We start from the raw sequence: 24,492 nt of genomic DNA on the forward strand, positions 1-24,492 counted from the left end.
CCGCGAATACAAGTTAAGGCCAAAGGCTCGGAGAGCCACAACAAACCCGATCTGAAACAGGCCCTTAGCGCGAGCTAGTTGCGCTCAAAGCGCTCTCAGAGCCACCGGCACGCTGCATATCAGCGGCCACCTCCCGCACGGTATCGAGAAATGCCCGCAACACGGGCGAACCATCATCCGCACGATACCTCGCATGCAACGACACTTCAAGCTCAGGCTCGTCGAGCCTGACAAACGCGACCCCTCCCGTAGAAATCTGCTGCGCAGAGGCCGGCACCAGCGCCACGCCAATCCCCTCCCTAACGAGCGACAGCAGCGTATGCACCTCAACAACCTCATACTCGATGCGAGGCGTAAACCGCGCCCTAACACAAGCATCCTGCAAAAACCTCGCAAGCTGCGACTGCCGCAAGCCAAACGAAATAAAGCGCTCGTCCGCCAGCTCGCTCAAAGCAATGGCCTCCCGCCCCGCCAACCGATGATCGGCCGGCAGCGCTGCAATAGCCGTATCCCGCCCGATCGCCTCGCTACGAATCTCAGGATCGTCCTGATACAACCGAAAGAAGCACACATCGAGCCGCTTCTCCTTTAGCGCCGCAATCTGCTCCGCAGGCGTCATCTCATGCAGCGTCCAGCGCACCTGCGGATGCCGGCTCGCAAACGTGCGCAGCGCACGCGGAATAGGCGCCACCATCGCCGAGCTGATGATCCCCACCGCCAGATTCCCCACCTCGCCACGCCCCGCGCAACGCGTCAAATCGATCGCGCGCTCGAACTGCGCAAAGATCAGCGGCACCTGCTTGCTCAGTGTTTTCCCTGCCTCGGTGAGCTCGACCCGGTGCTGCGAGCGAATGAACAGCGCCGTGCCCAACTCCTCCTCGAGCAGGCGGATCTGCTGGCTCAGCGGAGGCTGCGAAATGTGCAGCCGCGCGGCTGCGCGGCCGAAATGGAGTTCGTCGGCAAGCACCGCGAAGTAACGCAAAAGACGCAGATCCATGGGGTGTCCATATCGGAAACGTATCAAGATCGAGGGCAAAAAATATTGTACAGAGCACTTGTGTCTTGTGAAACTGCGTCGCAAGCAGCAGTGCACGTGTAGGTGTCACTCGATGCCGGCGAGGGGAAGGCGCAATTGCAGCAATGGTTTCCATTGTGCGCCTTGCAAAGGGCCGCATGATCCGACCGGATCCCGTCGATTCGGCCGTGTTCGGCGACGTGCCTGCCCGCGACCCGGCAACTGGCTTCACCAGTTCCTCTCAAGGAGATCGAGTCCATGATCATCGACACCAGCTGTTATCCGACGAATCTCGTCGACCTCGCATGGCGCCACGACGGGCCCCCGTTCACGGGCGAGCGCCTCATTCAAACCATGAACGGCCCGTTCCTCATCAACGGCAAGCCGCGCCGCGTCGACAAGGCTTTCATTCAGCCGCCGCAAGGCAACACCATCTACACCTGGACCGACGGCGTGCAGTCGGGCTCCGAGTCGATCGACGCCTATATGGCCTACACGGTCGAGATGGTCCAGAAGTACCCGGACCGCTTCATCGGCTGCTTCGTGTACAACCCGCGCTGCGGGGTGCAAAACGGCGTCAACGCCATCGACCACTACGTGCGCAAGCTCGGCTTCAAGATGGTCCAGTTCCAGGCCAACATGCACGCGTACCGCCCCGACCGCGCGCTCGACTGGCTGCGCCCCGCGCTGCAAAAGTGCGCCGAGCTCGGCGTGCTCGTCAAGCTGCACACCGGCGACGGCCCGTACAGCATTCCCACCGAGTGGGTGCCGATGATCAAGGAGTTTCCCACCGTCAACTTCATCATGGCGCATTTCGGCGTGCAAACCGGTGGCGTGTACTGCTTCGAGCCGTTCCAGCTCGCCATGGACCTGCCCAATGTCTATTGCGAGTCGGGCTGGTGCCTGCAGTCGCGCATCGTGGAGTTCGCCAAGGTGCTGCCCAAGCACAAGATCCTGTTCGGCTCCGATACCCCGCCCAACGAGCCCGGCATGTGGCTGCGCCTGCTCGAGGTGCTCTGCTTCGAGCCGCCGCAAGGTCTCAATCTCGACGAGGACACGCTCGAAGACTATCTGGGCAACAACACCGCCCGCATGATCGGCCTCGAGCCCACGCCCGCCCCGCGCAGCGTGGCCGAAGCGCAGGCGCGTCTCGCCGCCTGAGCGAAGCGACATCAACACGCGCCCCGACATTCCGAACACGGAGCACCGCATGATCATCGATACGCATCTGCATCCGACCAATCTCGTCGACGAAGCCTGGCGCCACACCGGTGAGCCCTTCACCGGCGAGCGTCTGCTCAAGATGATGGACGGCCCCTACATCATCAACGGCAAGCCGCGCCGCATCGACATGGGCTTCATCCAGCCGCCGCCCGGCAACACCGGCTATCGCGACGGCAACCGGCGCGGCCGCGAAGGCATTCGCGACTACATGGCCTATATCGCCGAGCTCACGCAGAAGTACCCGGACCGCTTCATCGGCAACTTCACCTACAACCCGCGCTGGGGCCCGGAAAACGGCGCCGCCGAGCTGGAGTTCCACATTCGCGAGTACGGCTTCAAGATGGTGAAGCTGCACGCGAACATGCACGGCTACCGGCCCGACCGCGCGCTCGACTGGCTGCGCCCGGCCATGAAGGTCTGCGCGAAGTACAACACGGTCGTGCTGATCCACACGGGCGACGGTCCGTACACGATCCCGACGATGTTCTACCCGATCATCCGCGAATTCCCGATGGTGAACTTCATCATCGGACATTTCGGAATCCAGACGGGTGGCAACTACTCGTTCGAGGCCTTCTGGATGGCGATGGACACGCCCAACGTCTATTGCGAATCGGGCTGGTGCTATCAGGCGCGCATCGTCGAGTTCGCACGCGAGCTGCCGCGCAACAAGATCGTGTTCGGCACCGATTCGCCGCCCAACGAGCCCGGCATGTGGCTGCGCGAGCTGGAAATGCTCTGCGGTCCGGCGCCGCAAGGCATGGATCTGGACGAGGACGGGCTCGAGGACTACATGGGCAACAACATCGCCCGCCTCGTAGGCATCGATCCCACGCGGCCGCCGAAGGATCTCGCGGAGGCCGAAAAGCGGCTCAAGTCCACCTATCTGTGACACCGCGCCAGTACCTGGTAACAACGTAGCAACAACGTGTGAACCGCGCGGCCCGCCCGCGCGGTTCAACCCGCCCTCGACGGAGTGCCTCATGACCGCCCGCTCTCTTTGCGCGACCCAGGACTTCCACGGCTTCGCGCAAGCCTATCGCGAACGCTATCCCGACGACGTGTTCGTGCCGGCGCAGCCGTTGTCCGCGGACCAGGACGTGACCGCGCTCGTGGTCGCGCTCGCCGCGCGCGGCCGCCACGACATGCTCTTTTGCGAGCGCGTCGAAGGACTCGCCACGCCGCTCGTGACCAATGTGTTTGCCTCGCGCACGCGCATCGGGCGCCTCTTCGGCGTCGCGCCCACCGAACTGTTCGATGCCTGGCAGCGGCGCGCGAATGCGCCGCTCGCACCGCGCATCGTCTCGCACGGCCCCATCCTCGATAACGTGACGGAAGGCGACGCCGTCGATCTCGCCACGGTGCCCATGATCCGCCACTTCGAGACCGATCGCGGCCCGTACGTCACGAACGCCGTGATCGTGGCCGAAGACCCGGTGACGGGCGTGGCCAACATGAGCTACCACCGCTCGATGCCACATGCGAGGAACGCGCTCGCCACGAGCCTGCATTCGCGCGGCCATCTCTGGCGCATGCTGCAGACGGCGCAGGCGCGTGGGGATACGCTCAAGGTCGCGATGGTGATCGGCGCGCATCCGCTCTTCATGCTCGCCGCCGCCGCGCGCCTGCCCTACGGCGTAGACGAGCGCGCCCTCGCGGGTGGCCTCTTCGGCGCGCCGCTCGAGCTCGTGCGCACGCCGCGCTATGGCATTGGCGTGCCGGCCGCCGCAGAGTTCGTGATCGAAGGCACGATCGACGCGAACGAGCATGCCGAAGAAGGCCCGTTTGGCGAATTCACCGGCTATTCGTCGGACCGCTCGACCAATAACGTGCTGCGCGTGGAGACGATGCTGCGCCGCGACGACGCCTGGCTCATCGACGTGGTAGGCGGACCTTACGCGGAGCACCTCACGCTCGCGCGGTTGCCGCGCGAAGCCGAGATGAGCGAGAAGCTCAAGGCGCGCTTTCCGGCCGTGACCGCGATTCACTACCCGAATTCAGGCACCCACTTTCACTGCTACGTCGCGCTGATTCAGTCGCGCGACGGCGAGGCCCGCCAGGTCATGCTCGCGCTGCTCGGCTGGGACCCGTATCTGAAGAACGTCGTTGCCGTGGACGCCGACGTCGACATCACGGACGACGCCCAGGTCCTCTGGGCCATCGCCACGCATTTCCAGCCGCATCGCGACCTGTTCGTCGTCGACGGCTTGCCGGGCAGCGCGCTCGATCCGTCGTCGGCATCGGACGGCACCACCTCGCGCATGGGCATCGACGCCACGCGCGGCTCGCGCTTCGACGGCGTGCGCGCACGCGTGAGCGAAGACGCGATGCGGCACGCGGAGCAGCTCGTCGCGAACCTCGCCGGAGCGGCACGATGAGCACCATGGGCACGCGGCGCATCGTAGTGGGCATCAGCGGGGCCTCGGGCTTCGTCTATGGCATGCGCCTGCTCGCGCTCTTGCGCGAGCTCGAGATCGAAACGCACGCGATCGTCTCGCGCGGCGCGCTGCTGACGATGGCGCACGAGACCGACTACAAGCTCGCCGACGTGGCCGCGCTCGCGAGCGCGCTCTACCGCTGCGACGACCTCGCCGCGCCCATCTCGAGCGGCTCGTTTCGCACGCTGGGCATGATCGTGGCGCCCTGCTCGATGAAGTCGCTCGCGGAGATCGCCACGGGTCTCTCCTCGGGGCTCATCGCGCGTGCCGCCGACGTCACGCTCAAGGAGCGCCGCCGCCTCGTGCTGCTCGCGCGCGAAACGCCCTACACACTCACGCATTTGCGCAACATGGCCGCCGTGACCGAGATGGGCGCGATCGTCGCGCCGCCGGTGCCCGCGTTCTACGCGCAGCCCGCCACGCTCGACGAGATGGTCGCGCACACGCTCGGACGCGTGCTCGACCTGTTCGACCTCGACAGCCGCACCGTGCACCGCTGGAAGGAGCCCGCCGTGGCGAGCGCCTGACCCCGACCCTGATCCTGGCCTAATCGCATTTATCACGTTCATCACGCTAAACGGAGACGCACCATGACGCACATTCACACGACCCATCACGACGTGGAAAAGATTCCGGTCACCGTGCTGACCGGCTTCCTCGGCGCGGGCAAGACCACGCTGCTCAACTACATCCTGCGCGAGAAGCATGGCCGCAAGATTGCGGTGATCGAAAACGAGTTCGGCGAGATCGGCATCGACGGCGGCCTCGTGCTCGAATCCACCGAGGAAATCTACGAGATGACGAACGGCTGCGTCTGCTGCGTGGGCGCGGTGCGCGAGGATCTCGTGCGCATCGTGCGCATGCTGGTCGAGCGGCCCGAGCGCCTCGACCACATCATCGTGGAGACGAGCGGACTCGCCGACCCGTATCCGGTCGCGCAAACCTTCTTCCTCGACGATCCGATCGCGAAGCAGGTCGCGCTCGACGCGGTCGTGACGATGGTCGACGCGAAGCATATTGGCGCGCATCTGGACGACCTCGTGCTCGATGGCAGCGACAACCAGGCCGTCGACCAGATCGTCTGCGCGGACCGCATCGTCATCAACAAGGTCGATCTCGTGGACGAGGCCGCCGTCGATGCGCTCACGCAGCGCCTGCGCAGCCTGAACGAGACCGCCGGCATCGTCACGTCGAGCTATGCGCAGATCGATCTGGGCAAGATTCTGGGCGTGGGCGCGAGCGACTTCGCACAGATCCTCGTGGAAAGCGACGGCCTGCACGCCGATGATCACGGGCACGAAAGCCACGACGCACACGAGCATGACCACGATGGGCACGAGGAGCACGACGGGCACGACGGCGATGCGCTCCATGCACACGACGATCACCGCCACGACGAGACGGTTTCCTCGGTCGGCATCGAAGTCGAAGCGGATGTCGATCTCGACGTGCTCGAAGGCTGGCTGGCCACCCTGCGCGAGCATAACGCCACGAACCTCTTCCGCATGAAAGGCATTCTCGCGGTGCAAGACCGCGCACAGCGCTACGTGCTGCAAGGCGTGCACGGCGTGATCGAGTTGAGCGCCGCGCAAGCGTGGGGCAGCGAGCCGCGCACCTCGCGCATCGTCTTCATTGGCCGCGACCTCGACCGCACTGCGCTGACCGCGGGTTTCCACGCGTGCCTGGCCACGCCAGTCGAGGTGTGAAACCGCAAGCGAGCACGTAGCAGAGTCGGCAACACAACGCAGCCTTGAACAGATGCCTGAATAGAAGTCCGCAGTAACCGGCCGGCACAGCACCGGCCGGACACGATAATCAGGAGACACGTCATGAACACTGCCTCACACCCCGTCGATCGGGTCCTGCCCTGGCGCCAGATGCTCACGCTCGGCATGCAGCACATGCTGGTGGCCTATATCGGCGCGATTGCCGTGCCGTTGATCGTCGCCTCGGCGCTCAAGATGTCGCCCGCGGACACCACGGTGCTCATCAGCACCGCGCTGTTCTGCTCCGGCATCTCGACGATCTTTCAAACCGTGGGCGTCTGGAAGCTCGGCGTGCGGCTGCCGATCCTGCAGGGCGTCGCGTTCAGCAGCGTCGGGCCGGTGATCGCCATCGGCCTCACGCCGGGCATCGGCTTCACGGGCGTGTGCGGCGCCGTGATCGGTGCGGGTGTGTTCACGGCGTTCGCGGCGCCGCTCGTCGGCCGGCTGCGCCGCTTCTTCCCGCCCGTCGTGACCGGCTGCATCGTCACCGTGATCGGGCTGCAACTTTTTCCGGTCGCGTATCAATGGGTGGGCGGCGGTGACGTCGCCAAGCACGAGTTCGGCTCGCTGCCGTTTCTCGGCGTCACGCTGCTCGTCGCGGCCGTGATTCTCGGCGTCAACCGCTTCGGCACACCGTTCGTGCGCAACCTCTCGGTGCTGATCGGGCTCGTCGTGGGTACCGGACTCGCCATCGCGCTAGGCATGGGGCATTACACCAATGTCGCCGCCACGCCCTGGTTCACGCTGCCCGTGCCGTTCTACTTCGGCACGCCCGTGTTCTCGATCGTGGCCATCGCCACCATGGCCGTCGTGATGATCGTGCAGATGGTCGAATCGATGGGCCTGTTCGTGGCGATCGGCGACATCGTCGACAAGGAGGTGAGCGAGGAAGACGTCGTGCGCGGCCTGCGCGCCAACGGCGTGGCCAGCGCGATTGCCGGCATGTTCGCCGCGTTCCCGTTCATCGCGTTCATGGAGAACGTGGGGCTCGTGATCCTCACCGGCGTGCGCAGCCGCTGGATCGTCGCGGTGAGCGGCGTGCTGATGTGCGCCGTGGCGCTCGTGCCCAAGTTCGGCGCCATCGTGGCCGCAACGCCTTCGGCTGCGCTCGGCGGCGCGGGTATCGCGATGTTCGGCGTGGTGGTCGCGGCAGGCGTGCAGACGCTCGCGAAAGTCGATTTCGAAGGCAATCGCTACAACGTGCTGATCGTGGGCTTCACGATTGCAACGGCGCTGATCCCGGTCATGGCGCCTCAGGTGTTCGGGCATATGCCCGCGTGGACGCAGCCCTTCCTGCACAGCGGCGTCGTGCTCGCGTGCCTCGTTTCGGTCGTGCTCAACGCGCTGCTGAACGGCGTGCGCCCCGCCGAGCGCGTTCAGGAGGATCACGCCGACGCGGCCTGCGCGACGATGGCGCGCGACTGACGCGCGCCGGTTCGAGATTCACCTGCATTTCCCTTCATTGAAACTATTGAGGATGCCTGATCGTGAACGAGCCAACCCAATCGATACTGATCCGCAATCCCGCTGCCGTCATGAGCGGCCGCGCGGGTGAGCATGCGCGCCTCGGCCAGGTCGATCTGCGGATCGCGAACGGCCGGATCGAGTCGATCGCGCCCAATCTCGCGCCCCGGCCCAACGAACGCGTGATCGATGCGCGCGACTGCGTCGTCTATCCGGGGTGGGTCAACACGCACCATCACCTGTTCCAGAACCTGCTCAAGGCCGTGCCTTCCGGCATCAATGCCGATCTGCAGGACTGGCTCGCCGCTGTGCCTTATCCACGTCTCGCGCGCTTCACGCCCGAGCTCGCGCGCACGGCGGCGCGGCTCGGCCTCGCTGAAATGCTGCTCTCGGGCGTGACCACGTGCGCCGATCATCACTATCTGTACCACGCGCACGGCAGCGTCGAGACCGGCGATCTGCTGTTCGAGGAAGCCGCCGCATTCGGCTTGCGCTTCGTGCTGTGCCGTGGCGGCGCGCTGCAAGCCGCGGGCGATCATCCCGGCTTCTCGAAGACGGCGCTCGAGCCGGAGACGCTCGACCAGATGCTCGCCGACATCGAGCGCCTCAAGGCGCGCTATCACGATAGCGGCGCCGCTTCGATGCGGCGCGTGGTGGTCGCGCCCACCACGCCGACGTTCTCTCTGCCGCCCGAACTGCTGCCGGAACTGGCGCGCGCCGCGCGTGGCCTCGGGCTGCGGCTGCATACGCACCTCTCGGAAACCTCGCGCTATGTCGACTTCTGCCGCGAGCGCTTCGGCAAGCTGCCGGTGGAGTTCGTGGCCGACCACGGCTGGCTCGGCCCCGACGTCTGGTTCGCGCATCTCGTGCATCTCGAACCATCGGAGATCGCCATGCTGGCCGAGACCGGCACGGGCTGCGCGCATTGCCCGGTCAGCAACGCGCGCCTCGGCAGCGGCATCGCGCCCGCACGGCGCATGGCCGATGCGGGCGTGCCGGTGTCGCTGGCCGTCGACGGCGTGGCGTCCAACGAATCGGGCAGCATGACCCACGAGGCGAACTTCGCGTGGCTCGTGCATCGGGCCGCGCACGGCGCCGCGGCCACTACCGTCGAAGAAGTCATCCATTGGGGCACGGCCGGCGGCGCCCGCGTGCTCGGGCTGGGCGACGTAGGCACGCTCGCGCCCGGCCAGGCCGCCGACCTCGTGCTCTACGACCTCAACGCACTGCGCTTCGACGGCTTCCACGACCTCGCGGTCGCGCCCGTTGCGGCGGGCGAGCCGGTGCGCGTGCGCTACAGCATCGTCAATGGGCGCGTGGTGGTGGAGGACGGCGAGATTCCCGGCCTCGACCTGGAGGCGCTGCGCCGCGCCGCTGCCCAGGGCGTCAGGGAACTACTGGAGTGAGCGCTCGGCGGCTGTGCGCGGAATCGCCTGCGCCGCGCATAGCCGCCTGCGCAGCCAGCGATTGAGCGGCTCGGCATAGCAGCGCGCGACGGTCGCACTCAGCACGGCAGACAGCGCCAGGAAGCCGGCAAGCAACAGCAGCTTGCCGTCGCCCGCTGTGCCTTGCGGCGGCCATGCCGTGCGCAGCCAGCCGAGCACCACGAGATGAAACAGATAAAGCTCATAGCTCAGGCATCCGAACCATTCGATGCCCTTCCCCCATCGACGCCCCACTGGCGCGCCCTGCCGCTGGTTCGCGGCCAGCAGCAGGAAAGCCGTACCGAGCGCCATCGCGGTGACGCCGAAAACGTGCGTCTCGCCAATCGGCCGATAGAGATAGAGCCAGGCCATCGCGCCGACAACGAGCACTGGTAACCACGCGGCCACGCGCCCGCCCAGCGCGACGCGCTTTGCAATCAGCGCCGTGGCGCAGCCGATCGCGATGCCGTCGAAGCACGCGAAATACGCATAGAGGAAGCCGCCTTCGTCGTCCTGATGCGTGAAGCGATACCACGGCCCCAGGGCGACCATGACGGCCAGCAACACGAACAGCCGCGATTCGCGGCGCAGCACGACACAGAGGACAGGAAACGACAGATAAAACACTTCCTCGACCGAGAGCGACCACAGCACGCCGAGCGGATAGTTCACCCAGCCGAATTTGCCGATCAGCACATTCATCCAGAACGTGAGCGAGGCGAGGTTCACGCTCCAGAACGAAACGGCCACGCCAGCCGGGGCGCGGTTCTGGAAGATCGCCACGCCCATCGCGGCAAACAGATTGACCAGGGCGAGCAGCAAGAGCAGGCAAGGCGCGATGCGCGCGAATCGCATCGCATAGAACGCGCGGCAATTCACGTGTGCGATGGAGGACCAGCGCCGCTCGGCATTCGACGTGATCAAAAATCCCGAGATCACGAAGAACATCGTCACGCCGTAATTGCCGTTGCGGGCGAGCGCGTGCACGGCGTCCCAGCCGAATAGCGCCGCAAGGCTCGTGTCGTTCAGGCGGTAGGCAATGTTGAAGTGATGAAACAGCACGAGAAGGATCGAGATGCCGCGCATCAGATCGATCCGCGCATTGCGCTGCCCCTGCTGTACGTGCTGTACGTGCTGCATCACGCGCTCGTGCTCGCCCACTTCACGAACTCGACACCGGCATCGCGCAAGACGTCCTCGCGGCGCGCCATATCACGGCCCGGCGCGTCGTAATACGCCGCGACGACGAGCGGCGCGCGGCCAGGCGGGCGCACGATCGTGTAGTCGTTCGTTTCGCGTTCGACGCTCGTGCCGGGACGGTCACCCGCGCGCCAGTCGGCGGGCAAGGCGGCGCGGATGCGTGCGCGCCCCGGCGTCGACGCGATCATCCAGTCTTCGAGCTGCTGGCGCGACTGCATGCTCAGCACGTTGCCAAGCAGGATCTTGCGGGCCGATTGCGCGATCGCGCGCGGCGTCGTGGTGTCGAGCGCGCCGCTGTACTGGTTCGAGTGGGGCTCGTAGCGATCGGAACGGGTCACGCTGTCGCCAAGACCGCGCACGAATTGCGTGAGGCCCTCCGGGCCGCCCGCGCTGCGCATGAGCAGGATGGCCGCGGTGTTGTCGCTCACCTCCACGGCGGCCTCGCACAGCGCACCCACCGTCATCGCGCCGTGCGCGACATGCGCCTTGGTCACCGGCGACGTGAAGATCAGGTCCTGCTCCGTATAGCGCACCTGCCGGTCCGCCCGCTCTTGCCCGGCATCGATGCGCGCGAGGATCTGCGCCGCGAGCAAACCCTTGAACGTGCTGCACATGAGAAAGCGCTCATCGGCGCGCCAGGCCAGCGTGCGGCCCGATCCGGTGTCGATGGCGAAGACGCCGAGGCGGCCGCCGTTGCGGCGCTCGAGGTCGGCAAAGGGCGATTCGGCTGCCCTTGCCGGGCGGGTCATGGCGCTCATGCCAGCCATGCCCAGCAGAAGGGGGAATCCAAGAGTCAGGTTGCGGCGCGTTCTGGAGATCGGCACGATTTCTTTGGCGTTTTTTTTGGCGTTTGTTTGGGGCTTCTGCCTGCCCGCTTTCATGCGAGTCGGTAGACACCCTCCTCGTCCATCTTGACCCGGCCAGCGGCCACAAGTTCAGCCAGATGCTGCGAAATGGTCCGCGTCTCGGCCGAGACCACCCACGGGTTCTCATAGCCGCGCGGATATAGCAGCCGTTGCTCGACCAGTTGCTCCAGCGTCTTGGGCGACTCCTTCAGCCATGCCAGCAAGCGCTGTTCGCGTTCGTCGATCCTGGCGGCAAACACGGCGAGATCGCGCAAGAAATGCTCGCGGTCGGTGTACACGCCCCGGTGGTGCGAGGTGACCCAGACCTTCGCCGGAATATCGGGCAGCCTTGCGAGACTCTGGCGAAAATCGTGCAGGCTCGAACAGCTGTCGCCATAGTAAGGCCCAAAGCCGGTGAGATCGATGTCACCGGTGAAGGCCACGCCCTCGGGCTCGACCAGCAGGACACAGTGGCCGGCAGTATGGCCCGGCAGGTGGAAGGCGCGAATGCGCGACTGGCCGAGCTCCCAGCACGCGCCGTCCACGTAGCCTTGCGCGTCCGGCCTTGGCGCATAGAAGAAGTCGCGCTCGAGCATGGCCTGCAAGGCCCCAGGATCCTTCACGCCCGTGCCATAGGCGGCAAACATGCCCTCCCAGCTTTGGATGGCGGGCAAATCGGCTTCATGCACGTGAACGGCGGCGCGAGGAATGCGGTGCAGGCCAGCCATATGATCTTCATGCACGTGCCCCATGACCACCAGTTCAGTCGCGTCGAACTCGGCGCCGATATGGTTCGAGACCAGCGGCGTATCGAAGGCCGCGCGCGTGTCCGAGCCGCGAATGAGCACCTGGTTACCGTCAGGGTATTTGCCGTTCTTCGCGCCGAACAAAACCGAAACGCGGCCGAAGTCGGCGCGCGCGATGGCTACGCGAGAAGCGGCTTGTCCGGGAACGTGACTCATCTCGATCCATCCTTTTGCAAATGGTGATTGCCACAGTTGCGACCGGAAAACCCGAACGCCGGTCACGCCTTTTTGACGAACTCCGATTTCAGGCTCATTGCACCAAAGCCATCCACCTTGCAGTCGATGTCGTGATCGCTATCGACGAGGCGAATGTTCTTCACCTTGGTGCCCATTTTGATCACGCCGCCTGAGCCCTTTAATTTCAGGTCCTTGATGACGGTGACCGTATCGCCGTCCTGCAAAATATTGCCCGCCGAATCGCGATACACCTTTGCGGCAGGCTCTGCCGTCGCTCCCTCGGCACCCACGGCCCATTCGTGGCCGCATTCCGGGCAAATATAGACGGCGCCATCTTCATACACGAATTCGGAATGGCATTGCGGGCACGGCGGTATTGCGTTCATGGTCAATTCTCACGCCTGTTGAAGGCGGTTGTTACGGTGATTGTCGACGGATGGTCCGGCACGCCGTGTGTGCGTCGCGGCCGCGGCATCCGGTGGTCCAGCTTCAGCAAGCCGCGATGCGGACTTGAGCGGACTTACCGGCGCGTGCGCGTGCCAACGGTGCTCTTCGTCTTGTAGGTCACGCCATGCTGCGCGAGGTAATCGCGAATCAATTGACGGACGACCTGTGAAGAGGTCAGATCCTGTGCGGCGCACAGCTCTTCAAATGCCGCCTTCTTTGCGGGGTCGATCAGAATCGTCAGTCGGGCGCTTTTGGTTTCCATCACGCAGGTCTTTCGGGTCCGGACAAGTTAATCAAATTATACAAGCGCGCTGGCAAGGAAGTCGGCTAGCGATGCGTCCCAGCCGGCTTCTCGCGCGCTTATCGTGACCGTCTCCATGCATGTCATGTGCCGGTCGAAACGCTTGACGCGCAGCGCCTGAGGCGGCAATGCATGGCCGAAGAACAGCCCGGCCATGTCGAGCAGGAGGCAAGGCTTGCCCCTGTAGCGCGCGGCAAGGGCGGAAAGGGGATCCTGAACGTGGCGGGCGGATTGCGACGGATAGACGAAGACGAGGTTCACGCCCGCGGCATCGAGCTGGTCGCCCAGCGCCGCAAAGCGGTCAAGCAACTGGAACCCGCGCCCGCCTGCCGGGCCAACGCCCACGGCAACGAGCCCGCGCTCACCGCACGCGTCGCGCAAGCGTATCCACTTGCTTTCGTGCGTCAGCAATGGAACATCCACGTCAATCATGCCCCTTCCCCCGCTATACCCGTCACCCAGCACGACGAGCCTCCAGCCCGGTCAAGGTGTAATTATATGTTAATCATCTTAGAATTCTGTGTAAACGCGGTGGGAGTGACGCAGGGGCCGTGCGATTGCACGCGCCATGGCGGCGCGCGCGCGATCATCGCGCCTCCAAACACATGCAGAATCAGGACGCGGGGTGACTTATCGCTTCACGCCCGCCGAAGCCGTGACGCTCGACTACACGCATTCACGCATGGGCTGCGACCATTGGAACACGATCGAGGCGGGCAATCTGTATTCGCTCTCCAAGCACACCCAGGTTCAGGTCACGCTCACGTATCAGGAGGCGCCGGGCACCGGTGCGTCGGCAGCGACCTACCCGAACAGCAATTCGTCGACGCAGTCGCAGTTGCTTGCGCACGTCGGCATCACGCATTCGTTCTGAGGGAGGCCGCGCCAGCGGGGTTGGCTGGCGCGGCTTGCTTTGACTGACCCGAGCTAAAACAGGCGGGCAGAGTCCGCTATCAATCCAACAGTGAGATACCCCATCAGTAGTGCAATTGCCGCGTCAAGCCAACGCCACGCACTCGGGTGTTTGAATAGCCCCGACAATTTGCGACTACCAGAGGCAAGCAGCATGAACCACAGACATGAGGCGACAATTGTGCCAATCAAAAATGACGACCGCTGTCCGTTCGGCTTGGTTGCCGCTATCGAGCCAATGAGGACCACCGTATCCAGCCACGCATAAGGATTGGCAAAACTTAGTGCGGCAGCCTTTCGTAGCGGACTATATCGAGTATTCGCTTTACTGTTCATGTCAGGCATCGACTCATTCCGGATACACGCCCAAATACGCTGCCCGCCGAACCAGACAAGATAGCCGGCGCCAGCAAGCAACAGGATGGAAACCATTCGGGGGTGATCGCTCAATAGCCTCCCCACGCCGGCCGTCCCGATAACGATAAGAATGGCGTCAGCGACAACGCAAATCGCGGCGACACCCCATACTGCACCGCCGCTGACACCCTGGCGGATAACCAGCGTGTCTTTGGGGCCGGGCGCAGAGAACAGAGCGATTCCCAACAGAAACCCTTCAAGAAACAGCGACGGCGGTGATCCGTTCATTGCGCCCTCGCCTCAAGCTTTCTCCGGTTGGTGAGCTATCGGCCTGTTGCCGAAGCCGGTGTGGTGATCGTTCATCGTCGTGGACAAGTCGACCCGCTGCCCCCGGCGCAACCCAACGAACGTTTCTGTGCGGTCGGGATTTACGAAATAAATAAGCGAGCTGCGCTTGCGAGGGCGATGGGCGTTTAAAACCGCGTGATAAATCGCGGGAATTGCACAATCCGATAGCTGCGTCAGAAGGGAACCCGAAAGGACCGCTAGCTCATTCTCAAGCAAGCGCACGGGTTCTACTGACCGACCACGCAAGATAACGAGCCCGTCGAGATTTGGACGAATAAAGGTCAGCAGATGACCGTCTTCGTGAGGATCTTGGGCGAATTGTCGCTGGTTGCCCAATTGCGACGGACTGTAAACGCATAGTTGCAGGTAAGAGCTGTCTCGTATGGATGGAAATGACGGCGCACCGAACTCCTGACAAACGCCGTCAATAGTGCCCTGAGCGAGACTGCTAATTTCGCGTTCGTACGCCATAGCGACACTCAGATAGCAATCCTTACTGAATGCATGAGATTGACGCCTCGACACATGTGAATGCCAGTAGCAAAATCGCTCACATAGATCGGGGTTGGTTTTGACATGAGCGTATTCCGATCCGAAGGGGAGAAATCCATCAGTATCATCGACGAAACAATAACTCTGCTTCGTTTCCTCGGATATAGCGGAGAAGCCACCAACTAGCAACGCATAGCTTTCCATCATCGTTGCGGTCATCGGGATCGTTCCAAATCCCGTTCGGGCAATACTCCCTGCGCAGTCCTGGATGCTTGACATCGTCACCTCCAATTCACGTTGAATTGAGCGACGGCCAACGTCCGCCCGGTAAATTCTCGCGTCCGCGAAATGCTTCGAACACGCTCTCAATCAACATCTACCGTCCGGATCGATCGCCACTCGGGTTGTATTCTGCGAACGTCCTGGTTTATCGTGGCAATCACAGTGTCTTTTTTGGCGAACAATCGATGTAACCGCATGTCATTGCGCAAGGGGATCAAGTGCGATTGAAGAAAGAAACACTGCGTGCCTTGATTGCCCGGAGGGGCCGCGAGCTAGGCAAGTCGATGACGGCTATCGCAAGGCAAGCCGGCTTGTCAAGAACTTATCTGTATGGTCTTGCAGGCGGGGCTGCTCAAGATCCGTCAGTGCGCACCCTGGTGAAGCTGGCGAAGGCCATTGAAGTGTCGCCGCTGTTGCTGTTCCGGTACTACGCGGATCTTGGCGGAGCGCCGGCGTCAGGCGCACCAGTGGCACCTACGAATCGGGCAACGGGCCTGCTCGACCCGGAAGATGTCGCAGTCTTCAATGCCGATGTCACCACCCCGGACCATGCGGTTGTCTTGCCCGGAGAAGTGTTTCAGAAAGTGTGGGAGATTCAGAATTTAGGCGAGCGCCCCTGGTATGGGCGGCGTCTGGTACGGGTTGACGGCGAGTATGTGATGGCGCGGCGCGTCCCGCACAAAACCGAACTCGAGATCGTGCTCGACGCATATCTGGCGAGCTTGCACCGGGAGATCGCGATTCCGGATACGCAACCGGGACAGCCCGTCCGTCTCTCTGTCGATTTCGCAGCCCCCAAGGAAAGCTGCACGGTCGCCTCGATCTGGCGCATCGAGGATAGCGAAGGACGCCCGTGTTATGGACCTTCGTTCATCCTGCACGTGGTAGTCACCGTCATGGCGCGGTAGGTGATATCTTCTCCGGTCGTGCATGGAGACCAAGCTGCTGCCGTGAAGATGCGCCAGGCCGAAACCTGCAGGCCTGCGTTACTGCGCTTCGCCCACCGCATCATACGCCCGCTTCATTCGACGCGCGCCTTCCCTGATCGCTTCCACATCAGGGGCGGCAAACGAGAGCCGCAACGCGGCACGATCCGCGGCATCGGCGTAAAACGCCTTGCCCGGCACAAAAATGACCTTCTGCTCGATCGCGCGCGCGAGCAAGTCCGATGCATCGATTCCCGGCAGCCGGGCCCACACGAACATGCCGCCCTCAGGCTGCTGAAACTCGATGGCGTCCCCCAACTGCTCGCGCAACGCCGAGCACAGTTCGCGGCATTTCACGCCATAGGCCGCCGTGATTTTCGGCAGATGCTGTTCGAGCGCGCCAGCCGCGAGGTATTCAGCCGCGACCGCCTGGGTCCAGGGCGAGCTGCACAGATCGACCGTCTGCTTGGCGATCACACAGCGCCGCGTGATTTCGCGCGGACCGACCATCCAGCCCACGCGCAGACCAGGCGCCACGATCTTGGAAAGGCTCGCGAAATGCACGACCCAGTTGCGCGCGCCGTCCACTTGCTCCGCCTCTGCGAGCAGCGAACGCAACGGCTCGCCCGCAAAGCGCAAGTCGCCGTAGGGATCGTCCTCGATCACCACAAAACGGTGTTTGACCGCCAGCGCGAGCAGCGCGCGACGGCGTTCGGCGGCCAGCGTCGCACCGGTGGGATTGGCAAAGGTCGGCACCGTGTACAACAGCTTCGGCTTGCCGCACGCACCCGATTCCAGCAGCGCCGCAAGCTCGTCCACCCGAATCCCGTGCGCGTCGGTGGGAACGGCCACGATGCGCGCGCGCTGCAATCTGAGCGCCTGCAGCGTTGCCGGGTAGGCCGGCTCCTCGGTGAGCACGACGTCGCCCGGTTCGACGAGCACACGCAGCAGCAAATCGAGCCCTTGCTGCGAACCCGTGGTCGCCACGACCTCGTCGGCTTCGCACGATGCGCCGCGCCGGCCCATCAGCTCGACGATTTGACGCTTCAATGTCGCGAGGCCGTCGGTCGGCCCATATTGGAGGCACTGAACCGCGCTCGCATAAGCGCGCTCCCCTGCGAGGCGCAGCCCCTCGACATCGAACAGATCGCTGGCCGGGTATCCGCCCGCGAACGAAATCATCCCCGGCTCGCTGAGATACTTGAATAGCTCGCGAATCGGGGAGCCCGAGGGCTGCTGAAACGGGGAAGTGAACTCGTACATGGCGTCGCTCGAGAAAGGTCGGAAAGCGCAGTGGGTCGAAACAGGGCCGTGCGCCGTCCGGCGCAACACATCCGGACGGCGTGAACTTCAACAATAAAGGAATGCCTGGCGATTTCAGTCGATATTGAAATCGATGCCCTGCGCGAGCGGCAATGCCGACGAGTAGTTCACCGTGTTGGTCGCGCGGCGCATATAGCCCTTCCACGCATCGGAGCCCGATTCGCGACCGCCGCCCGTTTCCTTTTCGCCGCCGAACGCGCCACCGATCTCGGCGCCGCTCGGGCCGATGTTCACGTTCGCAATACCGCAATCGCTGCCGCTGGCCGAGAGGAAGCGCTCGCTTTCACGCAGGTCGGTCGTGAACACGCACGACGAAAGACCGTGGTGAGCGGCGTTGTTGGCCTCGATGGCCGCGTCGAAATCGCTGTACTTGAGCACGTAGAGGATCGGCGCGAAGGTTTCCGTGAGCACGATCTCCGTTTGCGACGGCATCTCGACAATCGCGGGACGCACGTAAAAGCCGTGCTCGCTGCCGCTCACGATGTGACGCTCGCCGCCGAACACCTTGCCGCCTTCGGCCTTCGCCCGCGCGAGCGCGGCCTGCATGCGGCCGAACGACTGCTCGTCGATGAGCGGGCCCATCAGCGTGCCCTGCTCCAGCGGATTGCCGATCGACACCTTGCCGTAGAGCGTCTTGAGACGCTCGACCGTCTTGTCGTAAATGCTCTCGTGCACGAACAGCCGGCGCAACGTCGTGCAGCGCTGGCCTGCCGTGCCCACGGCCGAGAAGAGAATGCCGCGCAGCGCGAGCTCGAGGTTCGCGGTATTGGAAACGATGCCGGCATTGTTGCCACCGAGCTCGAGAATCGAGCGGCCGAAACGGCGCGCCACTTCGATGCCGACGGCGCGGCCCATTTCCGTGCTGCCGGTCGCGCTGACGATGTTCGAGCGCGGATCGGAGACGAGCTTCTCGCCGACTTCGCGCCGGCCATTGATCAGAATCGTCAGCCCTTCGGGTGCGTCGCCGAACGCCTTGAGCGCTTCCTGGAGGATGCCTTCAACCGCGAGCGCGGTGAGCGGCGTCTTTTCCGAAGGCTTCCAGATCACGGCATTGCCGCAAATGAGCGCGAGCGCCGCATTCCACGACCACACCGCCGCAGGGAAATTGAATGCGGAGATGACCGTGCACACGCCCATCGGGTGCCACGTTTCCGCCATGCGATGGCCGGGCCGCTCCGATGCAATCGTCAGGCCGTAAAGCTGGCGCGAGAGACCCACGGCGAAATCGCAGATATCGATCATTTCCTGGACTTCGCCCAGGCCTTCCTGAAGGATCTTGCCGGTTTCGAGCGTGATGATGCTGCCGAGCGCCTGCTTCTTCTCGCGCAGCTTGTTGCCGAGGATGCGCACGAGTTCGCCGCGGCGCGGCGCCGGCACGTTGCGCCAGACCTTGAACGCGGCCTGCGCCTTGTCGAGCAGCGCATCGACGTTGGCGACCGGCTCGCTCGAAACGCGGCCAATCAGTGCGCCGTCGATCGGCGAGTGAACGGCGATATCGCCGGCTTCCGCCAGATGGGCGATGCCGAGTTCCTTGAGTATGCTCGATGCTTTCATGCTATGACCTCTTGATAATGCTGATTCGAAAATTTGACGTTACCGAATGCCTGACTCGATCGGCGGCGCTTACGCCGTTGCCTCTGCACACGCAGGCTCACGTTCGAGTTGCCCCGTTTTCCCTTGCGCAAGCGCGCGCAATGCAAGCTCCGCGATATGCAGCGTATGACGTCCGGCGCCCTGCGCGATCTGCTCGCGGCAACTGAAGCCATTGGTCACGACCAGCGTCTCGCGCGACGCCTGGCGCACGAGCGGCAAAAGCTTGTCCTCGCCGATCTTCATCGACAAATCGTAGTGATCGGCGTTGAAGCCGAATGAGCCGGCCATGCCGCAACAACCGGTGTCGAGCAGCGTCCAGCGCACGCCCAGCTTGCCCAGCAAGGCGGCTTCGCCCTTCATGCCGAACAGCGACTTCTGATGGCAATGCCCGTGCACCAACACATCCGCATCGAGCGCCGGCCATTCGAATTGCGCTTGCGCGACGAAATCCGAAAAGAGGAAGCTCTGTTGCGAAAGTCGCCGTGCAATGTCGTTGTTCGGGAGTTGCTTGAGCAACTCGTCCTTGAACACCGAGAGACAGCCCGGCTCGAGCCCGACCACGGGCACGCCGCTGCGGACTTCATCGGCGAGCGCTTCGACGATGCCGGACAGCAGCGCCCGCGCCTCATCGAGCAGGCCGTAATCGTAGAGCGGCCGTCCGCAGCACAGACGCTTGCGCGGCAGCACCACGTCATAGCCGATGCGCTCCAGCACCTCCATCGCGGCCGCCGCAACCTGCGGCGAGAAATGATCGTTGAAGGTGTCGACCCAGAGGATCACCTTCTGGCGAGCCGCCTTCCTCACGGCGCCCGGTGCCGCACGCCTTTTACCGTGCGATGCCCTGAACGTCTTGGGCGCGAAAGCCGGCAGTTCGCGCTGCGCGGCCACGCCCGCGACCCATTTGCCGATGCGGGCCAGCGGCGGCGCGGACATCGCAAAGTTCGCCAACCGCGGGAAACGGCTCGCCCAGGGCGCCCATTGGCCGATTCTCCCCATGAACATCGCCTGGCGCGGCCGGCGATGATTTTCATAGTAGTGCGACAGAAACTCGGCCTTGTACGAGGCCATGTCGGTATGCGTGGGGCAATCGGACTTGCAGCCCTTGCAGGCGAGACACGCGTCGAGCGCCTCCTTGACTTCCTGGCTATTCCAGCCGTCCTTGATGACCTCGCCCTGCAGCATTTCCCAGAACAGATGCGCGCGGCCGCGAGTGGAGAAGCGCTCCTCGCGCGTGGCGCGAAAGCTCGGGCACATCGTGCCGCCGTCGAGCGACCGGCACTTGCCCATGCCGATGCAGCGCTCGACCGCGCGCTGCATCCCGTCGCCCTCGGGGCTTTCGAAGGTCAGCTTCGTCGTGAGCTTGACGGGCTTGTACGACGGACCCATGCGAAGATTCTCGTCGGCCCGGTAGGCGTTGACGACCTTGCCGGGGTTCAGGCGATTCGCCGGGTCCCAGATCGCCTTGAACTCCTCCATCGCCTGCATGATCTCGGGGCCGTACATGATCGGCAGGAATTCCGCCTTGGCTTGCCCGTCGCCATGTTCGCCCGAGAGCGAACCGCCGAAGTCCACGACGAGCTGCGCCGCTTCGCGCAGGAATCCTCTCCATTTGAGGATGCCTTCGGCAGTGCGGATATCGAAGGTAATGCGCGCGTGAACGCAGCCATCGCCGAAATGGCCGTACAGGCAGGTCTCATAGCCGTAGCGGTCCACGAGAGCCTGAAAATTGCGCAGATAGTCGCCCAGCCGCTCGGGATCGACGGCGGCGTCTTCCCAGCCCACCATCGGGTCGGGCTTGCCGGGATCGATCGAGAGCGCGACCGCCGATGCGCCCGTCTCGCGAATCGACCAGATCTTCTGCTGCTGCACTTTCTCGGTGACGACGAAGCCCGTCACGTCCGGGCCGGCCTCGCCCGTGAGGAAATGGCGCTCCGCCGCTTTGGCCTGACGTGTCGCGTCCTCCATCGAATCCGCGCCGAACTCGAGCACGACCCACGCGTCGCCTCGCGGCAGCAGCGCGATTTCCTCGCTCTTGAGGCCGCGCGCCTGCAGACCGCGCACGATGCCGCGATCCAGTCCCTCGATGGCGATGGGATTGAAGCGCGTGAAGTGCGGCACGGCATCGGCCGCCACGTAGATGTCCTTGAAGCCGAGCAGGAGCAACACGCGGCATGCCGGGCTATACACGAGCCGGACCTTGGCCTGCAGCGTGATCGCGCACGTGCCTTCGGTGCCCACGAGCGCACGCGCGACGTTAAAGCCGTTCTCCGGTAGCAACTGATCGAGATTGAAGCCCGAGACGCGGCGCTTGATTTGCGGAAACTCGCGGCGAATGTAGTCTGCGTAGCGATCGCGCAGTTCGCGCAGGCGCCGATAAATCTCGCCGCGACGGCCGCCTTCGGCGATGATGGCGTCCAGCTCGCCCTCGCTGGTGGGGCCGGCCCAGAAGCGCGCGCCGTCGTAGGTCAGGACCTCCAGCGCCTCGACGTTCTCGGCCGTCTTGCCCGCCATGACCGAATGCGCGCCACACGAGTTATTCGCGATCATGCCGCCGAGCGTGCAGCGGCTGTGCGTGGCCGGATCTGGCGCAAACGTGAGACCGTGGACCTCGGCGGCATCGCGCAGCGAGTCGCAGATGACACCAGGCTCCACGATCGCGGTCCTCGCGACCGGGTCCACGGAAACCACGCGGTTCACATACTTGCTGGCGTCCGCCACCACCGCCACGTTCACGCACTGACCGTTTTGCGAGGTACCGCCGCCACGCGTCAGGAACGGCACGTCGTGGCGCTGGCACACGGCCACCGCGGCAACGAGATCCTCCACGTCGGCGGGAACCACGACGCCCAGCGGGATTTGCCGGTAGTTCGAAGCATCCGAGGCGTAAAGCGCCTTCGAACCGGCGTCGAACCGGACTTCGCCGCGCAGCGTGCGGTGGAGATCGGCTTGAACGCCTTGCAGCAACGGCTCGCTGGCCTGAAACGGTGTGGCGGCTTTCACATTACTTCCCGGCCGCAGCGGTATTGGCGGTGTTGGCGGTCATCTTGAAGATGCCGGTGGCGTTGCCGGCGTCGAAGCGCAGATCGGTTTCCCACTGGCGCGTGGCCTGATTGAAGGTGCGCTTGCGCGTGATGAATTCGTAGAACGAGCCCGGCACCTCACGCATCACGATGGCGCCATCGTTCTGGCGCAGCTCACGCAGCACGATATCGGCGCGATAGGCGGTCTGGAACACGCGGCCCGAGCGCGAGCGCTCGACGTCGGGCTTCATCGGCCGGCCCTTGGCCTTCTCGTCGTCGGAGAGCTTGAACACATCGGCGACGCGGTCGGTCGCATGGTTGAACGCATTGCCTTCCGTCGAAATCCACGCCATTTCGGCCGATTCGGCCAGCAGCGTCTCGTAGTCGTTGACGCTGGGCGCATCATGCTGACGCGAAAACGCGCCGACGATCACGGGCAGCAACTCGCGTGCGGTTTCGATCGGCAGATAGCCATCGCGTGCGAGCTCGGCAAGCTGCGAGACGGCGAGCGGCGTAAGCGGATCGCGCGAGGAGCTCAGCACGTTGGACACCGCCTGCTGAAACGCCTTCGAGAAGCGCTCCGGATGCAGCTCGCTCACGAAGAACTGCGCGATCTCGTCCGGCGCATCTTCATGGACATAGGCGCGGCCCGTCATGCCGAGCTTGTCCAGCGGATAGCGGCCATTGAGCTTGAAGCCGAGCGGCAACAGGATGCGCGTGAACGCCGCCTCGCCGGGGGGCAGCGCACCGCTTTGCGCCCAGCGGACCGTACGCAGCGCGCCGTGGTCGAAGTACACCGACCCACCCTGCGCGATTGCGTCGTTGGTGTAGTTGCGGCCGTTGGGCGAACGCTCGAGCAGGTCCTCGAACAATGCCATGTTCATTGCCTGGGCCAGCTCGGCGCGCGTGACGACGCCCTCTTCCCATTCCTGCAGCAGCGCGGGGGTATTGAGGGTCGCAAAGAGACGATCGGTCTTTTGCGCACCGAGCAAACCCTGCAACAGGCTTTCAACATTCGAATTTCTCATTGCCATCTCCCTGATCACAGCGAATTCCAGCTAATTGGGGCATGGGACGGAATCGATCCCATACAGCGCATAGATAAATTATTCAAAACGCCACGCCCGCCGTAAAGTGACATAAAATTGGCAGTCGATGAGTTTTTGGAACTACCATGCGCAAATTCAGGATCCCCAACATGAGCGCGCTGATTGCCTTCGAAGCAGCCGCGCGGCATGAGAGTTTCACCCAGGCGGCCAAGGAGCTCTTTCTCACGGAGAGCGCCGTGTCCCGGCAGATCGCCACGCTCGAATCGGGCCTTGGCGTGCGGCTGTTCGTGCGTGCCAAGCAGCGCGTGGTGCTGACGCGCGCGGGCAAGCTTTACGGCATGCAGGTGCGCCGCTCGCTGGAGAATCTCGACAAGGACACGCTCTCGATCGTCGCGCATGGCAGCGGCGGCGGCTATCTCGAGCTGGCGGTCTTGCCGACTTTCGCTTCCGAGTGGTTAATTCCGCGCATGAAGGACTTCAACGACCGTAACCCCGATGTGCGGATCAATATGGGCGTGCGGACGGATACTTTCTCGTTCGATGAGTCGCATTTTGAGGCGGCGATTCATTATGGGAAGCCTACCTGGCCTGGGACGACTTCCGATTATCTGTTTGGTGAGGAAGTGGTGCCGATTTGCTCGCCTGCGCTGCTGAAGAAGCCGATCAAGAAGGCGCATGAGTTGCTTGCTTATCCGCTGCTTCATTCGACTACGCGGCCTCATGGCTGGACCCAATGGTTTGCTGCGCTAGGGGTTGAGGATAATGCGACGATGCAGGGGGTTCGGTATGAGCTGCATACCATGCTGACTGCCGGGGCGGCGGCTGGGATCGGGGTCGCGCTCGTGCCGAGGTTTCTTGTTGAGGGGCAGCTCAAGCATCTGGGGCTCGTGATTCCCTTTGAATCGCCCGCTGCCGCGCTTAATGGCAGTTCGGATGCGGCTTACTATCTCGTCTATCCTACGGAGTTTAGTCACGGGAAACCGCTCGAGGCTTTTCGAACCTGGCTGCTCGAGCAGGCTGGCGCTTATGCTGGTGTGGAACCGTAAACGCGGTTCGTAGCGCTTTCGTGCGGGTCTTGGGCCG

General features: G+C 63.8%; 23 protein-coding genes. 10 read left to right on the forward strand and 13 right to left on the reverse strand.

Annotation, left to right across the window (positions count from 1 at the left end):
• Window positions 1-64: 64 nt before the first annotated feature.
• Window positions 65-997, reverse strand: coding sequence for a LysR substrate-binding domain-containing protein (locus BO1_RS55220; protein WP_043288833.1), 933 nt, complete (start codon window positions 995-997; stop codon window positions 65-67).
• Between the two features lie 276 nt (window positions 998-1,273).
• Here BO1_RS55220 and BO1_RS43180 point away from each other — a divergent pair, with 276 nt between their 5' ends.
• The 7 genes from BO1_RS43180 (at window position 1,274) to BO1_RS43210 (ending at window position 9,313) form a co-directional block, all read left to right on the forward strand.
• Window positions 1,274-2,176: an amidohydrolase family protein gene (locus BO1_RS43180; RefSeq protein WP_028222882.1), complete on the forward strand. Its 903-nt coding sequence runs from the start codon at window positions 1,274-1,276 to the stop codon at window positions 2,174-2,176.
• A 49-nt stretch (window positions 2,177-2,225) separates the two neighbouring features.
• The gene (locus BO1_RS43185; protein ID WP_028222883.1) at window positions 2,226-3,131 is read left to right on the forward strand and encodes an amidohydrolase family protein; all 906 of its coding nucleotides are present in this window, start codon (window positions 2,226-2,228) and stop codon (window positions 3,129-3,131) included.
• Window positions 3,132-3,222: 91 nt separating this feature from the next.
• Window positions 3,223-4,617, forward strand: a complete 1,395-nt coding sequence (locus BO1_RS43190; RefSeq protein WP_028222884.1) for a UbiD family decarboxylase — start codon at window positions 3,223-3,225, stop codon at window positions 4,615-4,617.
• 5 nt (window positions 4,618-4,622) lie between these two features.
• Window positions 4,623-5,204 (forward strand): UbiX family flavin prenyltransferase, encoded by a 582-nt coding sequence (locus tag BO1_RS43195; protein WP_028222885.1) that lies wholly within the window; start codon window positions 4,623-4,625, stop codon window positions 5,202-5,204.
• Window positions 5,205-5,267: 63 nt separating this feature from the next.
• Window positions 5,268-6,383, forward strand: a complete 1,116-nt coding sequence (locus BO1_RS43200) for a CobW family GTP-binding protein (protein WP_028222886.1) — start codon at window positions 5,268-5,270, stop codon at window positions 6,381-6,383.
• Window positions 6,384-6,506: 123 nt separating this feature from the next.
• Complete coding sequence (locus tag BO1_RS43205; RefSeq protein ID WP_028222887.1) at window positions 6,507-7,868, forward strand: nucleobase:cation symporter-2 family protein; 1,362 nt, start codon at window positions 6,507-6,509, stop codon at window positions 7,866-7,868.
• A gap of 110 nt (window positions 7,869-7,978) precedes the next feature.
• Window positions 7,979-9,313: an amidohydrolase family protein gene (locus BO1_RS43210; RefSeq protein ID WP_407670077.1), complete on the forward strand. Its 1,335-nt coding sequence runs from the start codon at window positions 7,979-7,981 to the stop codon at window positions 9,311-9,313.
• Here BO1_RS43210 and BO1_RS55225 read toward each other — a convergent pair.
• From BO1_RS55225 to BO1_RS43240, 6 genes are all read right to left on the reverse strand, one after another.
• Window positions 9,302-10,471: an acyltransferase family protein gene (locus BO1_RS55225; protein ID WP_043288836.1), complete on the reverse strand. Its 1,170-nt coding sequence runs from the start codon at window positions 10,469-10,471 to the stop codon at window positions 9,302-9,304. The genes BO1_RS43210 and BO1_RS55225 overlap by 12 nt on opposite strands.
• The gene (bla, locus tag BO1_RS43220) at window positions 10,471-11,289 is read right to left on the reverse strand and encodes a class A beta-lactamase (protein ID WP_245644065.1); all 819 of its coding nucleotides are present in this window, start codon (window positions 11,287-11,289) and stop codon (window positions 10,471-10,473) included. The genes BO1_RS55225 and bla overlap by 1 nt, the downstream gene beginning before the upstream one ends.
• A 119-nt stretch (window positions 11,290-11,408) precedes the next feature.
• A complete protein-coding gene (locus BO1_RS43225) occupies window positions 11,409-12,338 on the reverse strand; it encodes an MBL fold metallo-hydrolase (protein WP_028222890.1) in 930 nt (309 codons plus the stop codon).
• A gap of 62 nt (window positions 12,339-12,400) precedes the next feature.
• Window positions 12,401-12,745 (reverse strand): zinc ribbon domain-containing protein YjdM, encoded by a 345-nt coding sequence (locus BO1_RS43230; RefSeq protein WP_028222891.1) that lies wholly within the window; start codon window positions 12,743-12,745, stop codon window positions 12,401-12,403.
• 134 nt (window positions 12,746-12,879) lie between these two features.
• Entirely contained in the window at window positions 12,880-13,068 is a 189-nt protein-coding gene (locus BO1_RS43235; RefSeq protein ID WP_028222892.1) for a ribbon-helix-helix protein, CopG family, read from the reverse strand.
• A gap of 36 nt (window positions 13,069-13,104) precedes the next feature.
• Window positions 13,105-13,539: a hypothetical protein gene (locus BO1_RS43240; RefSeq protein ID WP_028222893.1), complete on the reverse strand. Its 435-nt coding sequence runs from the start codon at window positions 13,537-13,539 to the stop codon at window positions 13,105-13,107.
• A gap of 193 nt (window positions 13,540-13,732) precedes the next feature.
• On the opposite strand from BO1_RS43240, the gene BO1_RS43245 reads away from it, so the two are divergent.
• A complete protein-coding gene (locus BO1_RS43245; protein ID WP_028222894.1) occupies window positions 13,733-13,981 on the forward strand; it encodes a porin family protein in 249 nt (82 codons plus the stop codon).
• A 53-nt stretch (window positions 13,982-14,034) separates the two neighbouring features.
• On the opposite strand, the gene BO1_RS43250 is transcribed toward BO1_RS43245, so the two are convergent.
• Both BO1_RS43250 and BO1_RS58525 read right to left on the reverse strand, forming a co-directional pair.
• Window positions 14,035-14,664, reverse strand: coding sequence for a LysE/ArgO family amino acid transporter (locus tag BO1_RS43250; RefSeq protein WP_028222895.1), 630 nt, complete (start codon window positions 14,662-14,664; stop codon window positions 14,035-14,037).
• A 12-nt stretch (window positions 14,665-14,676) separates the two neighbouring features.
• Window positions 14,677-15,495: a 2OG-Fe(II) oxygenase gene (locus BO1_RS58525; RefSeq protein ID WP_245644066.1), complete on the reverse strand. Its 819-nt coding sequence runs from the start codon at window positions 15,493-15,495 to the stop codon at window positions 14,677-14,679.
• A 227-nt stretch (window positions 15,496-15,722) separates the two neighbouring features.
• Here BO1_RS58525 and BO1_RS43255 point away from each other — a divergent pair, with 227 nt between their 5' ends.
• Window positions 15,723-16,406, forward strand: a complete 684-nt coding sequence (locus BO1_RS43255) for an NBR1-Ig-like domain-containing protein (protein WP_245644067.1) — start codon at window positions 15,723-15,725, stop codon at window positions 16,404-16,406.
• 78 nt (window positions 16,407-16,484) lie between these two features.
• Here the strand turns inward: BO1_RS43255 and BO1_RS43260 are convergent, their stop codons facing one another.
• From BO1_RS43260 to BO1_RS43275, 4 genes are all read right to left on the reverse strand, one after another.
• Window positions 16,485-17,687, reverse strand: coding sequence for an aminotransferase-like domain-containing protein (locus BO1_RS43260; RefSeq protein ID WP_028222897.1), 1,203 nt, complete (start codon window positions 17,685-17,687; stop codon window positions 16,485-16,487).
• 114 nt (window positions 17,688-17,801) lie between these two features.
• Window positions 17,802-19,301 (reverse strand): L-piperidine-6-carboxylate dehydrogenase, encoded by a 1,500-nt coding sequence (gene amaB / locus BO1_RS43265; protein ID WP_028222898.1) that lies wholly within the window; start codon window positions 19,299-19,301, stop codon window positions 17,802-17,804.
• A 69-nt stretch (window positions 19,302-19,370) separates the two neighbouring features.
• The gene (locus BO1_RS55230; protein ID WP_084688741.1) at window positions 19,371-22,340 is read right to left on the reverse strand and encodes an FAD-binding and (Fe-S)-binding domain-containing protein; all 2,970 of its coding nucleotides are present in this window, start codon (window positions 22,338-22,340) and stop codon (window positions 19,371-19,373) included.
• A 1-nt stretch (window position 22,341) separates the two neighbouring features.
• A complete protein-coding gene (locus BO1_RS43275) occupies window positions 22,342-23,388 on the reverse strand; it encodes a DUF1338 domain-containing protein (protein WP_028222899.1) in 1,047 nt (348 codons plus the stop codon).
• 146 nt (window positions 23,389-23,534) lie between these two features.
• Between BO1_RS43275 and BO1_RS43280 the strand changes: the two genes are divergently transcribed.
• Window positions 23,535-24,455, forward strand: coding sequence for a LysR substrate-binding domain-containing protein (locus BO1_RS43280; RefSeq protein ID WP_028222900.1), 921 nt, complete (start codon window positions 23,535-23,537; stop codon window positions 24,453-24,455).
• Window positions 24,456-24,492: the final 37 nt, after the last annotated feature.

The organism is Paraburkholderia oxyphila NBRC 105797 (genome assembly GCF_000685075.1).
Classification (GTDB): Bacteria; Pseudomonadota; Gammaproteobacteria; order Burkholderiales; family Burkholderiaceae; genus Paraburkholderia; species Paraburkholderia oxyphila.